The sequence below is a fragment of the Legionella jordanis genome, assembly GCF_900637635.1.
GTDB classification, from domain to species: Bacteria; Pseudomonadota; Gammaproteobacteria; order Legionellales; family Legionellaceae; genus Tatlockia; species Tatlockia jordanis.
This window is the reverse complement of the sequence record NZ_LR134383.1, coordinates 2,188,665-2,205,875: the sequence shown is the minus strand read 5'-3', so window position 1 is coordinate 2,205,875 and position 17,211 is coordinate 2,188,665. Positions and strand designations below refer to the sequence as shown.

Genomic DNA, 17,211 nt, shown 5'->3' with positions numbered 1-17,211 from the left:
GTGAAAATAAATAATAAATCATTAAAAATAGTATTTTTCGGATCCAGTATTGTTTCAGCGTATTGGAATGGAGCAGCCACTTACTACCGCGGTATCGTTAAGGCTTTGCATAAACTGGGTCATGAAATCACTTTCAATGAGCCTGACATCTATGACCGTCAGAAACATAGAGACATTGCTGATCCTGACTATTGCAGCGTGAAAGTGTATGAAAGTGAGGAATTTGAGATAACAAAGCTTCTCGAGGCTGCCTCAACTGCCGATGTAATCATAAAAGCCAGTGGAGTGGGTAAGCATGACGAATTTCTCGAACGGGAGTTGGTTAAGCTTAAGAATAAGAACAATCTTATCGTTTTTTGGGATGTTGATGCGCCAGCGACCTTAGACAGGATAAACAATAATCCGGCCGATCCGTTTAATCAGTTAATTCCCCAATATGACCTCATCCTCACTTATGGAGGGGGACAACCTGTTATTGATGCATATGCAAAGAAAGGGGCTAAAGCCTGTGTCCCCATTTATAATGCACTTGATACGGACAGCCATTTTCCAGTCGAAGCCAAGGAACATTTCCATGCGAGCCTTGCTTTTTTAGGCAATCGTTTGCCTGATAGGGAGGCAAGAGTGGAAGAATTTTTTCTTGCGCCGGCAAGCCAGCTTCCGGAAAAATCCTTTCTTCTTGGTGGAAGCGGTTGGGAAAATAAACCGATGTCCCCCAATGTTAATTACATAGGTCACGTTTATACCAATGATCATAATGCCTTTAATTGCACTCCTTTGGCCGTGTTAAACATTAGCAGAGACAGCATGGCGAAATACGGTTTTTCTCCTGCAACGAGAGTATTTGAAGCGGCAGGGGCCGCAGCCTGTATCATCACGGATCATTGGAAAGGTATTGAATTATTCTTTGAACCGGACACAGAGATACTGGTTGCTCATAATGGTAATGAAGTGGCCGAAATTGTGAAGAATCTCACAAAAGAACAAGCGCGTGAGATTGGTAATGCGGCTTATAAAAAAGTTTTGGAACGTCATACCTATGATAACAGGGCAAAAATATTGCAATCAGTATTTGCGAACGCGTTATTGTCTGTGGAAGAAGAGCTAACCATTTAAGGAAGACGTTTTATGAAATTTGCGGTAATAGGATTATCCATTACTTCCTCTTGGGGAAATGGCCATGCCACTACCTATAGGGCATTGCTGAAAGAAATAGCTAAGGCAGGACATGAAATTTTGTTTCTTGAGAGAGATGTCCCTTATTATGCAGCCAACAGAGATCTGCCCAATCCTGATTTTTGCTCCTTAAAGTTATACGGCTCAAATGAGGAGCTGTTTAACTTGTACGAAAAAGACATCGCTGCTGCAGATGTTGTAATTGTGGGATCTTATGTTCAGGGGGGGGTTGAGGTTGGTCAGTGGGTTAATGCAAGCGCGAATGCCGTTAAGGCCTTTTACGATATTGATACTCCTGTAACAATGGCCAAACTCCAGAGGGAAGACTATGAATACTTAACACCGGATCTGATTAGCCAGTATGATCTGTACCTGTCGTTTTCAGGTGGGCCTGTGTTAGAGCATATAGAAAGGCATTATGGTTCGCCCGCTGCCCGGCCTTTATACTGTTCAGTAGATCCAGAACATTATTTTCCCGAACGACATCCCAAAAAATGGGCAATGGGATATCTTGGCACGTTTAGTACAGATCGCCAACCGACAGTAGACCTTCTGCTTTGCAAAGCAGCACAAGCTTTAACAAATGAAACATTTATAGTTGCTGGACCACAATACCCCACGGATGTCATCTGGCCAAAGAATGTAGAGCGTGTGGAGCATTTGCCAGCTACTCAACATAGAGAGTTTTATAACAGCCAAAAATTTACCCTAAATGTTACTCGGGCCGATATGATAAAGTTCGGCTACTCTCCCAGCGTGAGGCTTTTTGAAGCTGCAGCTTGCGGAGTACCCATTATTTCAGATTTCTGGGAAGGCCTTACTGCATTGTTCGAAGAAGGGGCTGAAATACTCATTGCAAAATCTACAGAAGATGTAATAAGGCATTTAGAATGTCTTACTGAAGTAGAACGAATGCAAATTGCTGAAAATGCAAGAAAGAAAGTACTAAAGAATCACACTGCTAAAACCCGTGCATACGAGCTACTAGGTTATATTGAAGAAGTTAGGGATCAAAATAATACGAGAGAAAGGAAGCGGAGACATGATAGTAGAGCAGGAAATAAAAAAGCTGGAACCGTGGTTTCATAATATCCATTTACCAGATGGCAATCAGACAGCGCCGGATCATTTTTTAGGAGATTTCCCTTCATTTAAATGGCAAAAAATTCAACACTCCATTCCCCAGGACTTGACGGGGTGGCGTGTTCTGGACATTGGCTGTAATGCCGGGTTTTATTCCGTTGAGTTGGCTAAAAGGGGTGCTGACGTTGTCGCTATAGATCTGGATCCCCACTACTTAAGGCAGGCGCATTGGGTAGCTTCTCAGTTTGGTCTTGAAGACAAGATTACCTTTAAATGCATGCAAGTTTATGATTTGGCCCATACGGATGATGAGTTTGATTTGGTTTGGTTCATGGGGGTATTTTACCACTTGCGCTACCCGCTTTTGGCTTTGGATATAATCACTCAAAAAGTTAAAAACATAATGGTTTTCCAGACCCTCTCGGTTCCAGGTACAGAAGAAATGCAGATTCCTGATGACATTGGACTTGAAGAGCGGGAAATACTTAAAAATCCGGCTTTTCCTTTCATGGCTTTTATTGAGAAGCGTTTGGTAGGGGATCCGACCAACTGGTGGGTACCAAACCATCAATGTGTGCTGTCAATGCTGGCTAATTGCGGATTTGACGTGGCTGGAATGCCTGAGAAAGAAACCTACATTGCAGTGAAGAAAAAAGATTTTAAACCGGATTTTGCTACATGGAACCTTTCTGAGTATTTATCTGCCATAGGAAAGGAGTGGAAAGACACTATTGATAGTAAAGTAAAAAATTAATATTTTTTAGTAAATCGGACATTTGTTTATTGTAGTAAGTTTGAAATATTGAATTAACTCTACTTTTATGAGGCAGGAGCCATGAAAAAAATATTAATAACAGGAGCGGCAGGATTTTTAGGTTCGCATCTATGCGATCGTTTCATAAAAGAAGATTATTATGTTATCGGAATGGATAATCTGATAACTGGAAATCTTAAAAACCTGGAGCATCTTTTCCCATTAAAAAATTTCGTTTTTTACCATCACGATGTAACTAAATTTATAAATATACCTGAACATCTCGATTACATTCTGCATTTTGCTTCACCCGCTAGCCCAATTGACTATTTAAAAATTCCGATACAAACATTAAAAGTTGGCTCTTTAGGAGCTCACAACCTTTTGGGACTTGCCCGAGCAAAAAAAGCCAAGATACTCATTGCTTCGACTTCAGAAGTCTATGGAGATCCTTTTGTTCATCCTCAAAATGAGGATTACTACGGAAACGTCAATACAATCGGGCCCAGGGGAGTATACGATGAGGCGAAAAGGTTCCAGGAAGCCATCACAATGGCCTATCATACCTTTCATGGAGTAGAAACCCGAATTGCCAGGATATTTAATACCTATGGTCCAAGAATGAGGTTAAATGACGGTCGAGTCATTCCCACCTTTATGGGGCAAGCCTTAAGAGGGGAGGACCTCACTGTATTCGGTAATGGGTTGCAAACGCGTTCATTTTGCTATGTCGATGATTTAATCGAAGGAATATATCGGCTGCTACACTCGGATTATCATTACCCCATTAATTTAGGTAATCCGGATGAAATCACTATTAAAGATTTTGCTGAAGAAATAATCAAGCTGACAGGCACCAAACAAAAAATTATCTATAAACCACTTCCTGCCAATGATCCTCTCCAACGGAAACCAGACATCAGTAGAGCTAAAGCACTACTAGGCTGGGAGCCCAAAGTGGACCGTCACAGGGGCATGGAAATCACCTTTAATTATTTTAAGTCACTTAATAAGAAAGAATTGCTCGAAGAAGAACATAAGAACTTTGAAGAGTACATTCACTAGGCATCAGGAATAATCCAGATTTTCAGAGGGTTATCCACAGAACTACATAGAAGGACAGAGAGATGAATATTTCAGTATATGGGGCAGGGTATGTAGGTTTAGTCAGCGCAGCTTGTCTTGCTTCCCTTGGCCACGAAGTTGTCTGTGCTGATATTGATGCTGAAAAAATCGCATTATTACAGCAAGGTGGATGTCCTTTGCATGAAAAAGATCTGAAGGAATTGCTTGATGAAGGCCGTGAGAAAAAGAACTTGCAGTTTACCAAGGATCTATCTTTTGCCATTGCAAACAGTGATCTTCATTTTATAGCTACAGGGACCCCCTCCAGCCCGGACGGTTCAGCGGATTTATCGCAGGTATTTTCTGTGTGTGAAAAAATTGCCAGGGAAATAAACAGGGATGCGGTTCTCCTAATTAAATCTACCGTTCCCGTTGGGACAGGTGATGAGGTGTTTTCTTTTACGAAGGAAATTTTATTAAGAGAAAATAAGAGTTGCACAATTGATGTGGTTTCCAATCCTGAGTTTTTGCGTGAGGGAAATGCAGTATCTGATTTTTTAAACGCTGAGCGCATTGTTGCGGGTGGAAGTGAGGCGGCTTTAAGAGCAGTTCAGCGGCTTTATCAGCCACTTTTGGATAAAGGTATTCCCTTCCTGCGCATGAATCGCCGATCCTCGGAGTTGACCAAGTATGCAGCTAACACCATGCTCGCTTGCAAAATCAGTTTTATGAATCAATTGAGTCGAATAGCTGAAGCTGCCGGTGCAAATATTGACGATATTCGTTTAGGCATGGGTTACGATAAGCGAATTGGAACGGAATTTCTATTTCCAGGGGTGGGCTATGGCGGCTCCTGCTTTCCAAAAGACGTTCGTGCGCTCTGCGCTACAGCAAAGACCTTTCATGTGAATACAAACCTGATTGAGGCCATAGAAGCAGTTAATATCATGCAAAAAAATTGGGTCTATGAGACTTTGGAGACTTTATTCAAAGGCCAGTTTAAAGGGCGGACTATTGGCATTTGGGGTCTGGCATTCAAACCTGAAACGGATGATTTAAGAGAAGCAAGCAGCCTTAATTTAATTCAATCACTGCTCAAAGTTAATGCACGAATGAAGCTGTATGATCCGGCTGCCATGCAGAATGCCCAAAAAGTATTAAGTGGGGAAAAATTGATTCAATACTGCGAATCAGCCAGCCTTGCTGCCACCGATGTCGATGCTTTGGTCATCATGACTGAATGGTCTGAGTTCAAACAGTATTCTCTTCAAAAGCTTAGTCTGCAATTGAAGAATGCACCGCTCGTGGATGGGCGAAATTGCTATTCTCTGGAGTCTATTAAACATGCAGATATTGCTTGCTATGTTTCAGTTGGAAGGCCTGGAGTAAAGAATAGTGTTTGCAGCGAGAATAAAAGTTATGAGAAGGAATCAGCATAATCCCTTCAATTCCATCTTGTGACCTCAATTGGATTGGGGTCATAGCTGCTTAAACGTCGTATTCGTGATTAAGGATTGGTGATGCAGTTATGAAAATTGGAGTTCTTACATTTCACAAATGCATCAATTATGGCAGTTACTGGCAGGCAAAATGTTTGGCTGAAGGACTTCGGGCTCGTGGACATGATGTTTTGATATTGGATCATGACGCAACCACTATAAACCTGGCGGAATGGAAATGCGCCTATCGCCCGACACTTCCCACCCCTGTGGATCAATCTGACTATCCGCTGTACCGGGAGAAAATAAAGCAATTCTTTCGTGCTTTTGAATTGCTGCCTCTTTCACCAAAATTCAATATCAATCAGCCTCAAGGGATGGGGGATTATGATTTAGTGGTGGTAGGTAGCGATGAGGTCTGGAATTTGTCGCATCCATGGTATGGCAAGCTTCCGATTTTTTTTGGAGAAGGGATAGCTGCTAAGCGACTAATATCCTATGCAGCAAGTTTCGGTAATTATAGTGCCTGGAATGGATTGGACCCTTATTGGATAGAAAAATTTAAACAGTTCGACAGCCTCTCCGTACGTGATGAGAATGCTCAGGCTATCCTTAAGAACACGTTGGGTTTCATGCCTGAGATCGTACTTGATCCCTGTCTGCAATTTCCCACAAAGATAGAAGAGCGCAGTTACGAACGCCTCCAAGAACCTTATATAGCCTTATATGGACATAATTTCTCACCTCACTTTGTAACTGAGATGTGCAAATGGTCTAGGCGAAAAAATCTGCCAATCATCAGTATTGGATACCGTAATGATTGGGCTGACAAGCAGTGGATCTCAGCCGGTCCCTATGAATTTGCTTATTTTATGGGTAGAGCAGAAGCCATAATCACTAATTTTTTTCATGGATGTGTTTTTGCCTTAAAAAATCAAAAGCCTTTTATTTGCGAAGTATCGCCTTATCGCAGTACTAAGTTGCTGTGTTTACTGGATATCTTGAGTGGAAAACATCACATTGCCAACAGCGAGACAACAACGGCAACATTTGAAAGAGTACTAAGTGAGCCTTTAGAGGAAAAAATCATTAATAAAATTGAACAGCTTAGTGAGATTTCCAATGCTTTTATTGACCGTGCACTGCAGTGATAATGGACATGAATGAGCGGCTAAGCCCAAAAGAAATGGTGAAAAACGGACTTTGCATAGGCTGCGGTAGTTGTGTCAGCCTGGCCAAAACGGATAAGGCAAACATGAAGTTTGATCCCTACGGCCAACTACTGCCAAATGGCTCTAAGGGATGGATGCAATCCAGATCGGAGTTGTTGGCTAAAATATGCCCTTTCTCCCCGTCTGCTCAAAACGAAAATGAACTGGCGGAAAGATGCTTTCCTGAAACAGGAAGAGATTGCGAAGCTTTAGGTCATTACCAAACCGCATACGTCGGCTATGCGGCCGAAGAAGAATTTCGTCTGCAAGGCAGTTCAGGTGGGATGGTAAGTTGGGTCGCTAGTGAGTTGATGCGACAAGGTCATATTGATGGTCTGGCGCATGTGATAGCGTCTGGAGATCCTCAAAAACAGGAAAGGTATTTTTCCTACAGAATTTCACGAAGCGAAAAAGAAATTAGGGAAGGGGCAAAGTCAAGGTATTATCCTGTTGAGCTTTCCGAAGTGCTAAAAATAATAGCTGCTGAGGAGGGGCGGTATGCAGTGGTTGGAATTCCGTGCTTTATCAAGGCTATACAGTTACTTAGACAAGAAATCCCTCTGTTCCGAAAGAGAATAAAATATACCCTTGGTCTTTTTTGTGGCCATATGAAAAGTGCAAAATTCATTGAGAGTTTTGCTTGGCAATTAAATGTTCCAGTGAATGAAATACAGAAGGTGGAATTCCGCCATAAAGACCCAAATCGTCCAGCCAATTGGTACAATGCAAGGCTTACGCTTAAGAATGGCACAAGTGTCAACAGGGACTGGTGGCATCTTGTAGATGGTGATTGGGGGGCGGGTTTTTTTATGAATTCCGCTTGCAATTACTGCGATGATGTTATGGCTGAAACTGCTGATATTTCTTTTGGTGATGCTTGGATTGAACCGTTTACATCCGACGGTAAAGGTACAAACGTTGTGGTAGTCCGCTCTCCTGAAGTGGAACATATGATAGCTAAGGCTATTGAGGAGAGGCGATTGAAATTGGACCCAGTGAACAACGGGTTTGTAAAAGAAACGCAAGCTGCTGGTTTAAGGCAAAGACGTGAAGGTTTGGCTTATCGATTGGCGCGACATCGCATGAAAATCATACCGCGCAAGCGAGTAAAGCCAGACGCAAAATCACTTACTACAAGGCGCAAGCTGATTTATCGCATGCGCTACTCAATATCGATCTGGAGCCATAGAATGTTTTGGTTGTCGAAAAAGATTAATTTGCCGAAATTATACATCTACTGGGCCCGAGCGGTAGGGTCAATTTACCAAGGGTTAACCTATCAAAGGGGTAAAATAGGTGAGTTCATGAAGTGGTTAGGCTTGGATTAAAGCTTTAAAAAGTAAGGATTTAGCCTTTTGCAATACTTGAAAACCCTGGGCTGCTAAATTTGATCATTTTAGAAAATAAATATAAATTAGACCCTCCAACTAAACCGAATTACTTTTCTAAAGGATCTGCATCGGTACTACAAAGGATAGATTATGATTGAAGCGGTTAAATTCTGGAACGAGGCAAATAACAAATCACACTGGGATTTTGAAATTGATTCCGACTGGAGCATATATTCCGAAATGGTGAAATTGGCGGCAGCAGCCGTTAAATCCGAGAATCCTGATGTAACAAGGGTTTTGGGTGGCATTTCTCCAATCGATCCTTTTTTCATTCAAAGACTGAAAAGCAATGGAGTGTTGGATAACTTAAATGCCGTGGCCGTACATGGTTTTCCGCTTGATTGGAACAATTGGCAGATTCACCAATGGAGAGAAAAAATAGCGGAAATAGAGGCTGTGACTGATTTACCTGTATGGGTAACGGAAGTAGGCGTTTCTACTTTCGGAGCAGAAGAAGTACAAGAGTTCGGATTAGTTCGCACTGCTGAATTGCTGCTCGGCCGAGTTGACAGGATACATTGGTACAGTTTGTATGATCTGCCTAAAGCCTGGTCAGCTACCACCCGGCACAAGGAAGCAGAAGGGTCTTCCTATTACCGGCATTTTTACATGGGCTTATTGAGGGAAGATGGCGAGCCCAAACTGGCCTTAAGAAAATTTGCAGACTATACCCCTGAACTGGGGATTTGCCAGTGGTTTCATTATGAAGACCATCGCCTTGAAGATGCAGTAAAGTGGTTAAAACGATTAGGCGTTAGACATTTACGGACTGGATTAAGCTGGGCGGACTATCTTAGGCCAGGGGGAGAGAAATGGCTCGACAGAATGATGAAAACCCTGGAAGACTTTGAACTTACTGTAACATTCTGTTTTACACCCGAATCCAAAGCGATTCAACCGCATCACACAAGCCCTCCGCAAAGGATTGAGGAATTTGCTGAATTCTGTGTGCAAATGATGCGACGGTATGCAAATTAATTGCAAAACTTGGATATCCAGGCTTTAACAAGGTATAGAAAAAAATGCAGGGACATTTGTACGCAGCCAGGCAGGAGGCAAAATGACAAATTTTCTTCTAATACGGCATGCCACGAATGATACCGTAGGGAAACTGTTGGCCGGTAGAATGAAAGGTGTTACTCTGAATGGTGAGGGGCGCCTTCAGGCTGACCATCTGTCTATCCGCCTTGCGGGGCTTCCCATTACTGCCATATACAGCAGTCCTCTTGAGAGGGCTATTGAAACTGCAGAGCCGATTGCTCGAAGATTTAATTTGCAAATAGAAATCCGTGAGGAATTTACTGATATTGAGTTTGGCAATTGGACGAACTGTAAAATCAGTGACATTGAAGAATCCGAAAAATTTCGACAGTTCAACACGTTTAGAAGTTTCTGCCGTATTCCTGGGGGAGAAACAATGCTCGAAGCACAACAGCGAATGATCACAGGAATAGAGAAATTGCACGATAAACATCCAAATGAAACGATTGCAATCGTAAGTCATGCGGATTTAATCAAATCGGCAGTGGCCTATTATGCAGGGATTCATCTGGATATGTTTCAACGCATTGAGATAAGTCCAGCTTCAGTCAGCATGATTGGTATCAATGAACATTCAGCACGTATTTTTTGGCTTAATGATTCGGGAGAATTAAAAACAGAAAGGATGTGAAATGATGATTAAGGAAAATAAGGTAAAGCAGATAGAAAAGCCGGAAGGAAAACTTGCTGTATTGATTCCTGGCTTGGGAGCAGTTGCAACCACTCTGATTGCAGGTGTTGAGGCGATTAAAAAGAAGATGGGTTTGCCAATTGGTTCATTAACACAGATGGGAACCATCAGGCTTGGGAAAAGGACTGACAGCAAGCATCCATTGATCAAAGAGTTTGTCCCGCTTGCCGAGCTCAATGATTTAGTCTTTGGCGGATGGGATATCCGCGATGATGATGTGTATGAAACGGCGCTGAAAGCAGGGGTACTTGAGCGCAACCTACTTGAATCCCTAAAAGATGAGTTGAAAGCGGTGCGGCCTATGAAAGCTGTGTTCAACCGTTCTTATGTGCCTAACCTTGAAGGAAATCACATCAAGGAAGCGTCGAATTATTATGAACTTGCAGAGCAGTTGATCAATGATATTGAACAATTCCGCCTGGCCAATGCTTGTTCACGCGTCGTGGTAATATGGTGTGCATCAACTGAGAAATACATTGAAGCGTCTGAAGTCCATGCCACAATTGAAAATTTTGAGAATGGTTTAAAGAATAATCATCCCTTAATCAGCCCATCAATGATCTATGCTTATGCAGCCATTAAATCGGCTGTTCCTTTTATGAATGGCGCTCCCAATTTATGCTGTGACATCCCTGCCTTAATTGAACTGGCAAAACAAACGTCAACACCCATTGGCGGCAAGGATTTTAAAACAGGGCAAACGCTGATGAAAACCATACTCGCGCCGGGTTTACAGGCCAGGGCCTTGGGAATAAAGGGCTGGTTTTCTTCAAACATATTGGGCAATACTGACGGCTTTGTCCTTGATCATCCCGACAATTTCAAGACCAAAGAAGTTTCAAAATTAAATGTACTCGAGGAAATATTGCAGCCGGAGCTGAATCCTGAGTTATACAGCAATATGTACCATAAAGTTAGCATCAACTATTATCCTCCACACGGAGATAACAAGGAGAGCTGGGACAATATTGACATCTTTGGCTGGTTAAATTATTCCATGCAGATTAAGATTAATTTTCTTTGCAGAGATTCCATACTTGCCGCACCTGTGGTCCTTGATTTGGCATTGTTCATTGATTTGGCAAAACGGGCAGGGATGTCAGGAATACAGGAATGGCTGTCCTTTTATTTTAAATCGCCTCAGTGTGCCGAAGGCCTTAGCCCTGTTCATGATGTATTCAAGCAGCTTATTAAGTTGGAAAATACACTCCGTCATATGATGAGTGAAGATTTAATCACCCATTTGGGCTTGGATTATTATGGTTTAAGTCAGGATAAAGTATCTGATGTAACCTGCGAGTAAGCTTATTGTAGAATTGGATGAGGGTATTTGTGACTGGTGGTGAATTAATAAATTCTCTTAAGAAGCCAGGCTTTGCAGTCTGACTTCTTAAAATTTTAAAAATCCCAGATGAACCTATCCAAACTAAGCCAAACGTATTTTGCTTAGCATACCTGAGTGAATAAAATGATTGAAACGAATCCACACACTTATGAATTAAAAAAATGGTTAATAGAATCCTGTTCAGATGAGCCACCAAAGAATAGAACATTTGAAATAGATGGGAAAAAAGTAGAATTTGATCCCGTGCGAGCAGCTTTTATTATTGCGGGTACTAATAAAGTATATTTTCAGAAAGAGGTGATTCAAGCGCTCCATGATGAGCAAAATTTAAATAATTTGGTTCATGACATGCTGGCGTAATCAGATAATCGTGTTTCGCTCTTACGGTGGTATATACAACTACTATTCCATCGCGCCCAGCTCGATTTAATCCCCAAAAAATTTGCGTCATGCAAAAGAACCACTGCCCCTGACTTGCCAGTATTTGGGCAAGCACATCAAGCATAAGAAAACTCGACAAAATAAAAACACTCTCAAGGGCATCGCTTCTGTTTCCAAAAATAATTATTCTGCCGTGGATTAACGTGAGTTTATTGATGCGGAGATTTCTAATAGCTTATCTTGATTCGAAGATATTCGGCCAAAACCCGACCTACATGCTTTAGCTTCTAAGAAGTATTTTATTGTCTATAATTTATGCAACTACAAAAACGTAGACCATGGAGGGTTTATGTTTAGGTTAAGAGAGCGAACTTTAAATGCTTATGTAACGCAAGCACGGACAATTACTGTAATCAAAGGTAATTCAGGAGTGCTTTATCCCTTTTACAATTCTTCAGGTTTTAATAGTAAAAGCCTTGGCACCTGGTTCCCCTGGATGGGTTATTTGAGCTACCCGAATGATGACCCAAGCACTCATGAAGTGTATATGGTGAAACCGGTCACTAAAACCGTTTCGGAAGAGACCGCAGAAATCATCAAGAAACACCTTAAGGAAAACGCCGATAATTTTATTTCGCGTATGGGTAATGATGAGGCGGTTGCGATTTCCTGCTCTTTAGGCGGTGGTGAGTGGGATAAATTTCCAAAAATGCGTGAAGAAATTATGGAGGCTAAGGCCACGAGTAAGTTTATCAAGCCGGTGAGCAATATCATTTTTAGAGAGAGCTTCATTGAAGATCTAACTGAGACGGAAAAAAATACGGTTATTGATTTTTCAGGTATCGCTTGTAATGGTCCTGTTAAAAACAGTCATGCGAAAATGGCCTCGCATATGGAAGCAATTATTAACGAGGAATCCGAACGCTATGTTTCAAATTATTCCATCCAACAAAAGAAAGATTTTCCCAGCACCGATGAGGTCAATGAACGGGTTCAGCAGCTTACCCACGCTCGTGAATTAAGGGAGCGATATGTAGGCTCTGTCACACACATGGTCCAACAGGAGAAATGGAAGGAGAAGGCCGAAAGCAATTTGGATAAAGGGCAGATGGCCAATAAATCGCCAGAAGGCGAAAATTCCATAAAACCAAGATGACCGTCTCGTTTTGCATATATTTCTACAAAAATGTAGGTCAAGCGCAAGTTGTCCTTACTCTCAAAATAAACAATCAAAGAGTATAGGTCGGCCTTGCGCAAGATCACAAAGGCAAGAATCTTAAAAAGGGTATTTCGTTTAAGTGGTTTGAATAGCTTTGCCAATAGGTTAACTTATTGGATGTAGATGAATTATTCAATTGCCAGATTCACCGTAAAAAGTTGGCTGCACATGCAGGCGAGCTCGTCGATATTGAATTGGGTTGGATCATAATTTCCTTTTAAATATTTGTTACCAGCGTCTTTGTATTATTCAAGAGATTGTCGGGCCAAGCCCGACCTACCTTACTTGAATTATTTTGTAACCAATAGTGAATAAACAATGAAGCACTAGTAATGAACAGGTAGTTACATAGAAAGTTTCAATATTCCCCACTTATGGAATGACTATGTACCGAGGAAGAAATTGCCCAATTGAGACTAGTACTGTGATGATAAATGAAAAAATTATTGTATATGTTTTATGATTTTTTATTAAAAGAGCTATTGTTGAGAAACATATAGAAAATAACAAACCATACAGAGTAATGAAATAAATAACCAGCAACCACCATCCTTTTGCATCACTATTATTATATGAAAATACTAACGAGAGGAGGCACGCAAACAAGAAGCTAAAATTTAGCACAAATAAATCGCGTGCAAAAATTTTGGATTTTTCTAGATTATGTTCAGGTTGATTAATAAGAGAGGCTAATTTTTCAGAGTAGTAAACTGCAATAATAATCAAAGGCAAGGTTTGGATAACGCCTACAAAGGAAATATTGGTTGTATGATAATGCATTGCAAATATTGCACAAATAAATGCGATAAGAATAGACCAAGAATATCCGTTTAAGCTGTTAAACTTATTTTTTTTTGACGCAGCCATTTATTAATCTATGAATTGCGACGCACTGTTCCCTTCCGAGTGAGCATCTAAAAAATAGTGAGGCTAACATTTTTAAATAAAGTAAGAATACTGCACTTTTACAGTAAAACTAGAAAAAAACTAGGGTTAAAACGGTTAAATTTTTATTTTTCTTTCTTGGCTGTTAAGCAATGTCACTTAACACGTTGATCTTAATGGTGGCCAGAGGCAGAATCGAACTGCCGACACGAGGATTTTCAGTCCTCTGCTCTACCGACTGAGCTATCTGGCCGAAGAGGTTGCTATTAAACTCCGAGAATGCTTTTGAGTCAAGTGTCGTTTCAATTTTTTTATTAAAAAAATAAGATAATTATTGTGTCTGAGCAACTACTTATCTAGACGGTTTACTTTTGCTCTAATTGAAAGCATTAATTCTTGGATGGGGTTTTAAATTTTTGATAGGCGAGCGCGATTTCGGCACCTAAGCGGGCATTATTTTTAATAAGTTCCATATTCGCTTTAAGACTTTGGCCTGCAGTTAATTCGGCAATGCGTTGCAATAAAAAAGGGGTTATGGCTTTTCCTTGGATGCGATTGGCTTCGGCTTGGGCTTGGTTAATCGCAGGAAGAATTTTTTCATGGGGGATTTCTGCTTCTTTGGGAATTGGATTGGCAATGACGATGCCATTGTGCAATTTCAATTGCCGTTGGTAAGCCATAAGCTTGGCGATTTCATGCGCTTCATCGAGCCGGTGAAGTAGGGGAATGCCGCTTGAGTGGCTGTAAAAGGCTGGAAATTCATCGCTGCGGTAACCAATGACCGGTACTCCATGGGTTTCCAGCATTTCCAATGTTTTGGGTAAATCCAAAATGGATTTGGCGCCTGAGCAAACGACCGTAATTGGCGTAGAGGCAAGCTCAATGAGATCTGCGGAAATGTCAAAACTTTCCTCAACCCTCTGATGCACACCACCAATGCCGCCAGTGGCAAAAAGGGGCAAGCCGGCAAGATGAGCACAATACATGGTGGCTGCAACCGTCGTGCTGGCCGAGAGCTCCCGACTCAACACATAGGCTAAATCCCTGCGAGACGCCTTGATGATGTCTTTGCTGGTGGCTAAGTGCTTCATAATCTCGTCATCAATACCAATATGGATTTTTCCTTGATGAAGAGCTATCGTTGCAGGAGTGACTCCTTTATCCCGAATAATTTGCTCAACCATTTTTGCTGTCTTCAAATTATCCGGATAAGGCATGCCATGGGAAATAATAGTAGATTCGAGGGCTAATAAGGGACGGCCATGATCAATGGCTTTTCGCACCTCTGCATTATAATTAAGCAAATCCTGCCGCATACGTTCCCTTAACTATTCTTTTGGTACAAAGCCCGCTGGAGTGGTTGAACCCTCGCCAAAAAAATATTTACTCATTTCCTCTTTTAAAAACTCTCGTGCCTTGGGGTCAATAAGACTTAAGCGGTACTCGTTAATAAGCATGGTTTGATGAGTCAACCACATTTTCCAGGCTTGTTTTGAGACTTGATTATAGATTTTTTCACCGAGAGGTCCTGGAAAGGGTGCTGCTTCCAAACCTTCCGCTTCTTGCTGCAATTTAACGCAAAAAATGGTTCTCATACATCTTACCTGAGCTTATTAATAATCGCCCATTATGCTCTAATCTTAAATCAGCAGCAACGCATTCCCGCTAATCTGCACGACATTTTGATTGAGCTATCATAATGTGTTGCGATAGCAATATTTCCTGCTCATTGGATAGTCCTTCAAACTGGACGGCGGTTCGGTAATGGTTTTCATTATGGAATTGACTGTAAACTACCACCGCATCCACAATAACCGGCAGCATCTTGGGCTTAGTGTAAATAAGGATTTTCATGTGTGAGCGTTCTTTCACCCGCTCTTTGGTTTTAAATGACATGCCACCCAGGCTGATATTAACTTTTCGCAATTGAATTTTATCACCGATCATCAAATGCCTTGCCAGATGCTCAATTTTTGCATTCAATAAGTTTAGGTAATGGGCAATGGCTGGATCTTTTAAGGCCAGGGATTGCGTCAACTCAGACAATTCGTAATCAAGGCTCTGAAAGTATTGCGTCGTTTCCAAATATTGTTTGCCACTTTGCCCGAGTAATTCCTCAGTGAGAGATTTGTCGGAAAATATCTCTTCACCTTCGATTAATCGGTATTCAAAATAAATTTGATCCTCAATGCGGAAATGCTGGCGTCTTTCGTGTACTGGCATGATCACTCCATAAAGTCCATTTATAGGAATTCGAAGGGAATTGTTCCTTTCTATTCATAATATAGACAGTATTTTTTATTATTGAAAAAAAATGAGCGAATTAGCGTGATGAAGCCATTAAGGCTCGCCATCGGAGAATAAAGGCTGAGACCATATCCTGCACTGTTCCTCAACGACTTTGGGCAGACGGCCCAAACGCTTAAAAGACTGCCTTAACAAGTCCGTATCACTCATTCTGTCATGCACTCTTTTTTTAATTTGTTCTATTTCTGTCTCACTGCCAAAGTGCTTCGTGTAGGGGGCAATTAACTCTATGGTTTTGAGAATATCCTCAGCCAACAAGGTTTCCTTAAGTGTGGAAGGGTCGATAAACTGGCCATTTAAACCATAGCGGCTCGCATGGAAGCGATTGTGCGTGTAAAGGTAATATAAATTCTTATCAATGGTTAGGGGTTTTTCTTTCAACAAATAAAAGGCGAGGCTTTGAACGTAGGCTGCCAAATTGATGGCTGTGCACATGGACAATGGGGTGTCGAAAACCCGGATTTCAACGGTTCCATATTCGGGTTTTGGACGAACATCCCAGTAAAAATCTTTCATGCTGACAATGATGCCCATCTTGCGCATAAAATAGTAATATTCTGAGAATTCTGTCCAATTTAATAGAAAAGGGATATGGCCGCTTTGCGGAAAAGAACTGAATACGTTGGATCGTGAAGAGGCGTAGCCTGTATCAATTCCTTGATAAAAGGGAGAGGATGCGGAGAGGGCGATAAAGTGTGGTACATACCTTCCGAGGGCATGCGTTAAGTACAAGGCTTCTTCCGAGTTAGGGCAACCAAAATGAATGTGTTGGCCAAACACGGTAGAGCGTTTCGATAAGTAGCGAAACTTGCTTGAAATGCGTTTATAACGAGGGGTTGGAAATATTTTTTGCCGCATCCAGCGGACGTAGGGATGAGTCCCTCCTCCACAAATGCTGACTCCTAATTTTTCGGCCAAATGCAGTAAAAAAGAATGGATGGAAGCCAATTCTTCACGCAAGGTAGTGGTTGACTGATGAATGGATGAGTTAATCTCTATCATGCTCTGCGTGATCTCAGGCTTGATGATAGCCTCATAAGGCTCAGCCTTTAAACTTCGAATAAAGTCCTTGGAGCGTGAAATTAAATAGGAAGTGTTTGGATCGATGAGCTGTAGCTCAAGCTCCACACCAATTGAACCCGTTTTGGATTTTTTGAATGGTAGTTTCTTCATCCTAGTCTGGCACCAATTACCATGAATGTCCCTGCAGTTAAGTATAACTG

17 protein-coding genes and 1 tRNA gene are annotated in these 17,211 nt (G+C 41.5%); 12 read left to right on the top strand and 6 right to left on the bottom strand.

Going from position 1 to position 17,211, the window contains the following annotated elements:
• From EL203_RS09815 to EL203_RS09760, 12 genes are all read left to right on the top strand, one after another.
• Complete coding sequence (locus EL203_RS09815) at window positions 1–1,116, top strand: CgeB family protein (protein WP_197723113.1); 1,116 nt, start codon at window positions 1–3, stop codon at window positions 1,114–1,116.
• A 12-nt stretch (window positions 1,117–1,128) separates the two neighbouring features.
• Window positions 1,129–2,265 (top strand): CgeB family protein, encoded by a 1,137-nt coding sequence (locus EL203_RS09810; protein ID WP_058469852.1) that lies wholly within the window; start codon window positions 1,129–1,131, stop codon window positions 2,263–2,265.
• Complete coding sequence (locus EL203_RS09805) at window positions 2,219–3,013, top strand: TIGR04290 family methyltransferase (RefSeq protein WP_058469851.1); 795 nt, start codon at window positions 2,219–2,221, stop codon at window positions 3,011–3,013. The genes EL203_RS09810 and EL203_RS09805 overlap by 47 nt, the downstream gene beginning before the upstream one ends.
• 81 nt (window positions 3,014–3,094) lie before the next feature.
• Window positions 3,095–4,078: a UDP-glucuronic acid decarboxylase family protein gene (locus tag EL203_RS09800; RefSeq protein ID WP_058469850.1), complete on the top strand. Its 984-nt coding sequence runs from the start codon at window positions 3,095–3,097 to the stop codon at window positions 4,076–4,078.
• A 62-nt stretch (window positions 4,079–4,140) separates the two neighbouring features.
• Window positions 4,141–5,517, top strand: a complete 1,377-nt coding sequence (locus EL203_RS09795) for a UDP-glucose dehydrogenase family protein (protein ID WP_058469849.1) — start codon at window positions 4,141–4,143, stop codon at window positions 5,515–5,517.
• Window positions 5,518–5,606: 89 nt separating this feature from the next.
• A complete protein-coding gene (locus EL203_RS09790) occupies window positions 5,607–6,668 on the top strand; it encodes a polysaccharide pyruvyl transferase family protein (RefSeq protein ID WP_058469848.1) in 1,062 nt (353 codons plus the stop codon).
• 8 nt (window positions 6,669–6,676) lie between these two features.
• Window positions 6,677–8,056, top strand: coding sequence for a Coenzyme F420 hydrogenase/dehydrogenase, beta subunit C-terminal domain (locus tag EL203_RS09785; RefSeq protein WP_197723112.1), 1,380 nt, complete (start codon window positions 6,677–6,679; stop codon window positions 8,054–8,056).
• A 153-nt stretch (window positions 8,057–8,209) separates the two neighbouring features.
• Window positions 8,210–9,097, top strand: coding sequence for a glycosyl hydrolase (locus EL203_RS09780; protein WP_058469846.1), 888 nt, complete (start codon window positions 8,210–8,212; stop codon window positions 9,095–9,097).
• 82 nt (window positions 9,098–9,179) lie between these two features.
• Window positions 9,180–9,791 (top strand): histidine phosphatase family protein, encoded by a 612-nt coding sequence (locus EL203_RS09775; RefSeq protein ID WP_058469845.1) that lies wholly within the window; start codon window positions 9,180–9,182, stop codon window positions 9,789–9,791.
• Between the two features lies 1 nt (window position 9,792).
• On the top strand, window positions 9,793–11,154 hold the full coding sequence (locus EL203_RS09770) for an inositol-3-phosphate synthase (RefSeq protein ID WP_197723111.1): 1,362 nt from the start codon (window positions 9,793–9,795) through the stop codon (window positions 11,152–11,154).
• Window positions 11,155–11,310: 156 nt separating this feature from the next.
• On the top strand, window positions 11,311–11,556 hold the full coding sequence (locus EL203_RS09765; protein ID WP_126320116.1) for a hypothetical protein: 246 nt from the start codon (window positions 11,311–11,313) through the stop codon (window positions 11,554–11,556).
• Window positions 11,557–11,926: 370 nt separating this feature from the next.
• A complete protein-coding gene (locus EL203_RS09760; protein WP_064108338.1) occupies window positions 11,927–12,733 on the top strand; it encodes a hypothetical protein in 807 nt (268 codons plus the stop codon).
• Between the two features lie 435 nt (window positions 12,734–13,168).
• Here EL203_RS09760 and EL203_RS09755 read toward each other — a convergent pair whose 3' ends face one another.
• From EL203_RS09755 to EL203_RS09730, 6 genes are all read right to left on the bottom strand, one after another.
• Window positions 13,169–13,663, bottom strand: a complete 495-nt coding sequence (locus EL203_RS09755; protein WP_232003931.1) for a hypothetical protein — start codon at window positions 13,661–13,663, stop codon at window positions 13,169–13,171.
• 195 nt (window positions 13,664–13,858) lie between these two features.
• A tRNA-Phe gene (locus tag EL203_RS09750) sits at window positions 13,859–13,934 on the bottom strand.
• 136 nt (window positions 13,935–14,070) lie between these two features.
• Window positions 14,071–14,997, bottom strand: a complete 927-nt coding sequence (locus EL203_RS09745) for a pseudouridine-5'-phosphate glycosidase (protein ID WP_058469843.1) — start codon at window positions 14,995–14,997, stop codon at window positions 14,071–14,073.
• Window positions 14,998–15,009: 12 nt separating this feature from the next.
• The gene (locus EL203_RS09740) at window positions 15,010–15,276 is read right to left on the bottom strand and encodes an oxidative damage protection protein (RefSeq protein ID WP_058469842.1); all 267 of its coding nucleotides are present in this window, start codon (window positions 15,274–15,276) and stop codon (window positions 15,010–15,012) included.
• A gap of 70 nt (window positions 15,277–15,346) precedes the next feature.
• Entirely contained in the window at window positions 15,347–15,904 is a 558-nt protein-coding gene (locus EL203_RS09735) for a PilZ domain-containing protein (RefSeq protein ID WP_058469841.1), read from the bottom strand.
• A 117-nt stretch (window positions 15,905–16,021) separates the two neighbouring features.
• Window positions 16,022–17,161, bottom strand: coding sequence for a YbdK family carboxylate-amine ligase (locus tag EL203_RS09730; RefSeq protein WP_058469840.1), 1,140 nt, complete (start codon window positions 17,159–17,161; stop codon window positions 16,022–16,024).
• Between the last annotated feature and the right edge of the window lie 50 nt (window positions 17,162–17,211).

What these genes read in the sequence shown, in the direction of transcription:
- EL203_RS09755 (WP_232003931.1), bottom strand. Translation starts at nt 13,663, where the DNA reads ATGGCTGCGTCAAAAAAAAATAAGTTTAACAGCTTAAACGGATATTCT.
- EL203_RS09810 (WP_058469852.1), top strand. Translation starts at nt 1,129, where the DNA reads ATGAAATTTGCGGTAATAGGATTATCCATTACTTCCTCTTGGGGAAAT.
- EL203_RS09800 (WP_058469850.1), top strand. Translation starts at nt 3,095, where the DNA reads ATGAAAAAAATATTAATAACAGGAGCGGCAGGATTTTTAGGTTCGCAT.
- EL203_RS09730 (WP_058469840.1), bottom strand. Translation starts at nt 17,161, where the DNA reads ATGAAGAAACTACCATTCAAAAAATCCAAAACGGGTTCAATTGGTGTG.
- EL203_RS09795 (WP_058469849.1), top strand. Translation starts at nt 4,141, where the DNA reads ATGAATATTTCAGTATATGGGGCAGGGTATGTAGGTTTAGTCAGCGCA.
- EL203_RS09780 (WP_058469846.1), top strand. Translation starts at nt 8,210, where the DNA reads ATGATTGAAGCGGTTAAATTCTGGAACGAGGCAAATAACAAATCACAC.
- EL203_RS09775 (WP_058469845.1), top strand. Translation starts at nt 9,180, where the DNA reads ATGACAAATTTTCTTCTAATACGGCATGCCACGAATGATACCGTAGGG.
- EL203_RS09740 (WP_058469842.1), bottom strand. Translation starts at nt 15,276, where the DNA reads ATGAGAACCATTTTTTGCGTTAAATTGCAGCAAGAAGCGGAAGGTTTG.
- EL203_RS09790 (WP_058469848.1), top strand. Translation starts at nt 5,607, where the DNA reads ATGAAAATTGGAGTTCTTACATTTCACAAATGCATCAATTATGGCAGT.
- EL203_RS09770 (WP_197723111.1), top strand. Translation starts at nt 9,793, where the DNA reads ATGATGATTAAGGAAAATAAGGTAAAGCAGATAGAAAAGCCGGAAGGA.
- EL203_RS09805 (WP_058469851.1), top strand. Translation starts at nt 2,219, where the DNA reads ATGATAGTAGAGCAGGAAATAAAAAAGCTGGAACCGTGGTTTCATAAT.
- EL203_RS09785 (WP_197723112.1), top strand. Translation starts at nt 6,677, where the DNA reads ATGAATGAGCGGCTAAGCCCAAAAGAAATGGTGAAAAACGGACTTTGC.
- EL203_RS09760 (WP_064108338.1), top strand. Translation starts at nt 11,927, where the DNA reads ATGTTTAGGTTAAGAGAGCGAACTTTAAATGCTTATGTAACGCAAGCA.
- EL203_RS09745 (WP_058469843.1), bottom strand. Translation starts at nt 14,997, where the DNA reads ATGCGGCAGGATTTGCTTAATTATAATGCAGAGGTGCGAAAAGCCATT.
- EL203_RS09735 (WP_058469841.1), bottom strand. Translation starts at nt 15,904, where the DNA reads ATGCCAGTACACGAAAGACGCCAGCATTTCCGCATTGAGGATCAAATT.